Source organism: Saccharothrix sp. NRRL B-16348, assembly GCF_001280085.1.
Classification (GTDB): domain Bacteria; phylum Actinomycetota; class Actinomycetes; order Mycobacteriales; family Pseudonocardiaceae; genus Actinosynnema.
The window spans coordinates 1-4,838 of the sequence record NZ_LGED01000042.1; the positions used below are offsets into that span (position 1 = coordinate 1).

At 67.4% G+C, this 4,838-nt stretch carries 7 protein-coding genes and 1 pseudogene; 5 read left to right on the forward strand and 3 right to left on the reverse strand.

The annotated features are described in order from the left end of the window. The 5 genes from ADK67_RS07130 to ADK67_RS07150 form a co-directional block, all read left to right on the forward strand. Positions 1-355, forward strand: a 355-nt coding sequence (locus ADK67_RS07130) for a DUF5753 domain-containing protein (RefSeq protein ID WP_053715593.1), incomplete at its 5' end; no start/stop codon positions are given. 65 nt (positions 356-420) lie between these two features. Further along, positions 421-663, forward strand: a complete 243-nt coding sequence (locus ADK67_RS07135; protein WP_053715594.1) for a hypothetical protein — start codon at positions 421-423, stop codon at positions 661-663. Continuing rightward, a complete protein-coding gene (locus ADK67_RS07140; RefSeq protein WP_053715595.1) occupies positions 660-1,433 on the forward strand; it encodes a tetratricopeptide repeat protein in 774 nt (257 codons plus the stop codon). The genes ADK67_RS07135 and ADK67_RS07140 overlap by 4 nt, the downstream gene beginning before the upstream one ends. Before the next feature lie 143 nt (positions 1,434-1,576). Next, entirely contained in the window at positions 1,577-1,717 is a 141-nt protein-coding gene (locus tag ADK67_RS07145; RefSeq protein ID WP_157619986.1) for a hypothetical protein, read from the forward strand. A gap of 10 nt (positions 1,718-1,727) precedes the next feature. Next, the gene (locus tag ADK67_RS07150) at positions 1,728-2,450 is read left to right on the forward strand and encodes a 5-formyltetrahydrofolate cyclo-ligase (RefSeq protein ID WP_053715597.1); all 723 of its coding nucleotides are present in this window, start codon (positions 1,728-1,730) and stop codon (positions 2,448-2,450) included. Positions 2,451-3,028: 578 nt separating this feature from the next. On the opposite strand, the gene ADK67_RS07155 is transcribed toward ADK67_RS07150, so the two are convergent. From ADK67_RS07155 to ADK67_RS53440, 3 genes and pseudogenes are all read right to left on the reverse strand, one after another. Then, positions 3,029-3,697, reverse strand: coding sequence for a hypothetical protein (locus tag ADK67_RS07155; RefSeq protein WP_053715598.1), 669 nt, complete (start codon positions 3,695-3,697; stop codon positions 3,029-3,031). 147 nt (positions 3,698-3,844) lie between these two features. Then, positions 3,845-4,258, reverse strand: coding sequence for a site-specific integrase (locus ADK67_RS53435; RefSeq protein ID WP_231648061.1), 414 nt, complete (start codon positions 4,256-4,258; stop codon positions 3,845-3,847). 271 nt (positions 4,259-4,529) lie between these two features. Beyond that, positions 4,530-4,790: pseudogene (locus tag ADK67_RS53440) on the reverse strand (integrase); the annotation flags it as partial. Positions 4,791-4,838: the final 48 nt, after the last annotated feature.

Here is a 4,838-nt window from a genome sequence, read left to right on the forward strand (position 1 = left end):
CATGCACGAAGCCGCCGTGCGCTCGACGGTCGGAACCCCGACGGTCATGCGGGACCAACTGCGGCACCTCACCCAGATGTGCGACCGGGCACGCACCTCCCTGCGCCTGATCCCGATGACCGCACCATTCCACCCGGCCCTCGCACGACCCGCCACAATCCTCACCTTCACCCCACCAACCCGCCCCCTCGCCTACGTCGAGACCGACACCGCGATCGCATTCCACGACGACCCCGACACCGTCACCTACTACGAAACCAAGATGCGCCACCTCGACTCCCTGGCCCTGTCGACCACCGACTCCCGCGACGTCTTCGCACGCTGGGCCGACACCTACAACCGCGACACCCGCTGACAACCCGCACGCCACGCGCGAGACAACGACACCACAGCACCGGACCCTCCGGTGGGAGAAACCCGATGACCACCTACCACATCGAACTACGCATCGACCTCTTCACCAAAGCCGCACGACTGGCCGGATTCCGCTCCGACTACAAACTCGCCCCCGCGATGGGCGTGAACCGCTCCACCGTCGCACGCGTCGTATCAGGAACCCAGCAACCCGGCGCCTCGTTCATCGCCGGTGCCCTCACCGCACTCCCACCGATGACCTTCGAAGACCTGTTCCAAGTGATCGCCGACCCGGACAAGCCCGCATGACCGACACCACGCCCACCGCCACACCCCGCCGCGAACCGACCACCCCGGACACCGACGCCCGCCCACGGTTCGACCCCGACCGCGTCCTGACAACCCTGCAGGCGGCCATGAGCCAGCCCGAGACCGCAGTTGAACTGCTGACCGACACATGGCGCACCGTTCCCGCCTACCCCGACCACGCCTGGCTCCACACGCTGTGCGACATCGGAGCCGAACTGGCCACCACCCTGCCCACCTCCCTACTGCTCGCCACCGCCTTCCGCCACGCCGCACAGACACTGCGAACCCACGGCCTCCTCCACCTCGCCGCAATCCAAGGCATGCACGAACTCGCCATCCACCGCCTACACGACGACAACCCCGACGCCACCGCCGCCGCCCTGCACGACCTCGCCCGGACCTACCGCGCCCAACACCGCCTCCACAAAATCATCGGCTGCGCCGACGAAACCCTGGAAACCTACCTACTGCACCACCACGACACCGGCGCCGCCCGCACACTGCACCACCTCGGCGAACTCATGATCGAAACAGGCCGACACGACTCAGCCGTCAAATACCTCACCCGCGCCGACAAGCTGTACCAGAACCTCGCCGACCCGACCGGACGGGCACACGGCCTCGCCAAACTCGGGCAGGCACTGTGGCTATCGGGCAAATACACCAACGCCCACACCGCACTCAACCGCGCCCTCGGCCTGATCATCGGCGTCGACAACCCCGCCGCACAAAGCATCCGAAGCCTCGTCACGGAAACCCGGCAAACCTGAAGGTCGGCTCGAGAAACGTCAGATCGCGATGACACTGTACGAACAGTCTTCTCCGTGGGAGCGGGAGATGGTCCCTAGTGCGGCCAAGCTCATCGACCGCGGTGATCCGGGAAGGCACTGCGGCCGGAACGTTGCACCTGGCGATGGACGTGATCGAACGGACCTGGGGTGGCGGTGCGCTCAACGTCCTGTTCGACGCCTACCGCGAGATGCGGCCGTGGCGACAGGACGGTGATGTGCAGGATGTGTACGACCGCGTCATGACGCTGATGGCAACGAGGTAGGAGGACCACGGTGGCGGACATCGACCAGGCGAAGCAGGCCGCACGCGAACGCGTCTGGGCACTGCTCGAACGCCACCGCGCCGTCCCGCCCGGCGTCCACGGCCGCATCCCGTCCTTCCACGGCGCCGAGGAAGCCGCCGAACGACTGGCCGGACTTCCGGAGTGGAAGACCGCACGTGTGGTCAAGGTCGTGCCGGACACCGCCCAGCAACCCGTCCGCGCCCGCGCCCTCCGCGAGGGCAAGCTCGTCTACATGGCCGTGCCGAAACTGGCCGAGGAACCACCCTTCTACCTGCTCGACCCGACCACGTTGACCGTCTCCCCGGAGGAAGCCGCCGATCGGCGCACCGCAGCCCGGATCGGACAACCGATCGACGTCGACACCATGCGACCCGTGGACCTCGTCGTCTGCGGCAGCATCGCGGTGAACCGGCACGGCGTACGGCTGGGCAAGGGCGCCGGCTACTCCGACATCGAGGTCGCCTTGCTCCACGAAGCCGGACTCATCCCGCCGACCACCCTGATCGCGACCACGGTGCACCAACTCCAGGTCGTCGACGACGAACTGCCCGAACGCGCCCACGACTTCAGCCTCGACCTGATCATCACCCCCGACACGGTCATCCGCTGCGACAAGCCCCGCAGACCCCACGGGCTGCTGTGGGATGAACTTCCGGCCGAGAAGATCGCCGCAATCCCGACGCTGGCGGCACGGCAAAGATCACGTCGGTAACGAAGTACGACGGGCTCGGTAGGAGCCGGCCAAGCCCGCTGCACACAGCCGGCAGTCGCCACAGGCAGCGACCGCGCCATTGCCGACCAACTGCCGCCTCCGTGCGACCAAACCGAATGAGAAACGACCATCTGGCCTGTATCGTGCCTGGTCAAGAAGTGTCGTCCCCGCGCGAGCGGGGGTGGTCCTCCGAGGGGCCCAAAACGGGTCTCCGGATCGACGTCTTCCCCGCGCGAGCGGGGGTGGTCCCATCCGTGCCGAGTGGTTCCAGATCAAGTCCGAGTCTTCGCCGCGCGAGCGGGGGTGGTCCCATGGTGTGGTCGGTCGTCATCATCCCGATCGTGTCTTCCCCGCGCGAGCGGGGGTGGTCCTCCGTTGGGCGAGTCGTACAGGTAGTTGATGACGTCTTCCCCGCGCGAGCGGAGGTGGTGCAACACCGGCCTTCTGCGGGAGCACCGAGCCGGGGTCCTCCACGAGCGCGAGCGATCGTTGGAGCGACATCGACGAGTGGGCACGCTGGTGTTGCCTCCGCCTTCGGGAGGTGGCCGCGGAGGTGGTTCAGCCGACCGTTCTTCCGTTCAGCCGGTATCGGCGCGTTCGGACCTCACCATCTCGACCAACCGCCGGGCGCGTCGCGCGCCGATCCGAAGACGTCCGCGCAGCGTCTCAGCCGAGATCGGACGGCGGTGCGACTCCCAGTGACGGGCGTCCTCCACCCGGGCACGGCGCAGGAGGTCATCCGCCGCATCGGACACCACGGCTCCTGCCGACGCGACGACCTCGACCACCGCATCAACCCGGCCGCCGGCCGCCGTCCCGTTCACCGCCCGCAACAGACCCGGCCCGACCTCGGCCCAGCCGATCAGCAACAGCGGCCCGACAGCGTCGAAGGCGGCCTTGCCGAACCGCCCGGCGACCAGAGGATCGGCGACGTTCAGCGCCAACGTCACCAGACTCGAAAAGATCAAGAGCCGTCGAGCGGGCTGGAGTTGCTCCCGAGCAGCCCCGCACATCGCCAGGTGACGACCGGCCAGCAGCAGGGCTAGCACCGACAGGTCGACCGCAGGCGCCACCAGCGGCGCGACCCAGATTGGCACGCCCAACCCCAGCGCCAAGCCCAACACATTCCCGAAGCCGAACACGAAGGTCAACCCGACGACCACACCGATGATCACCGTGACCGCCCGCACCACCTGCCGATCACCGACCTCACCCGCGATCTCGGACGAGCGCTGCCCGGCAGTCATCAGAAACCACCGCCAAGGGCATCGACCTCCCACCGCCCCTCCACCACCAGCCGTCCGGTAAGAAACCGCTGGTCAGGCGTGAGTGGGTCTGTGAAGTCCCCTGCCAGGGATTCGAACCTGCGCACCCCACCGGCACGACCCCAAGGCTCAGACATGTTCACCGATCCCCATCCGGAGTTGAGTCTCCTGGGCTCGCTCGGCCGCCGCGCTGGCTCCGTAGTGACGGGGCATGTCCTCGGAGGTCCAGCCGAGCAGCAGCATCAGGTCACCCGTGTCGCCACCCGCTCGCTTCCACTCGTGAGCGAAGTTGTGCCGCCACCGGTGGGCGTAAACGCCGGTCAGGCCAGCGGCCAGGCCACGGCGCTTGAGCATCATCTTGATGCCGTTGGGAGCGAAGCGGCGAATGCCGCGCTCGGCCAGCCACAGGTCCGGCAGGTCGACGGCTTTGCGCTTGGCGCGGGCGCGGAGGTAGCGGCTCAGGGCGCGGGCGGTTTTCGGGCCGAAGCGGACGCGGCGGTCTTTGTTGCCCTTGCCGTGGTAGTGGACCGAGTCGGTGTCCATAGGTGAGGTTGCCGACTTCGGACAGGCGGGCGCCGGTGTTGTAGTAGAGGCGGATGACGGCCTCGTCGCGTAGTTGGACGAAATCCTTGCCCTTGCAGGTGTCCAACACGCGCTTCGTGTCGTCGTCGCGGATGACCGGGATGAGCTTCTTCCGGACCTGCGGTTGCTTCACCCGTTCCATCGGGGAACGGTCGATGTCCTCCTCGTCGAGCATCAGCCACTTGAAGAACTGTTGCAGGCCCTTGTGCTTGTTCAGCGCGGTGGCGCCCGAGCGGGTCTCGATCATCCACGCTTGAAAGGCCTCGATGTGGGCCTTGGTCACTTCGCACGGGTCGTCGGCCGCGTCGTCGGCGTCCGGGTCCGGCGAGTACTCGGCCAGGTAGCGGGCGAGTTGGGTGGCGGCGAGGAGGTAGTTGTAGCGGGTGGTCTCAGGGTGACCGGCCGAGCGCAGGGTCCGGTCCCAGTCACGGAGGTAGCCCGTCCAGGTCTTCGACAGGCCGGTGGTGATCTTGGTCAGGTCCAGCAGAGGCATCGCGGAACTCCTCCGAGTCAAGGTGTCGCTGAGCGACGTGCTCGACCT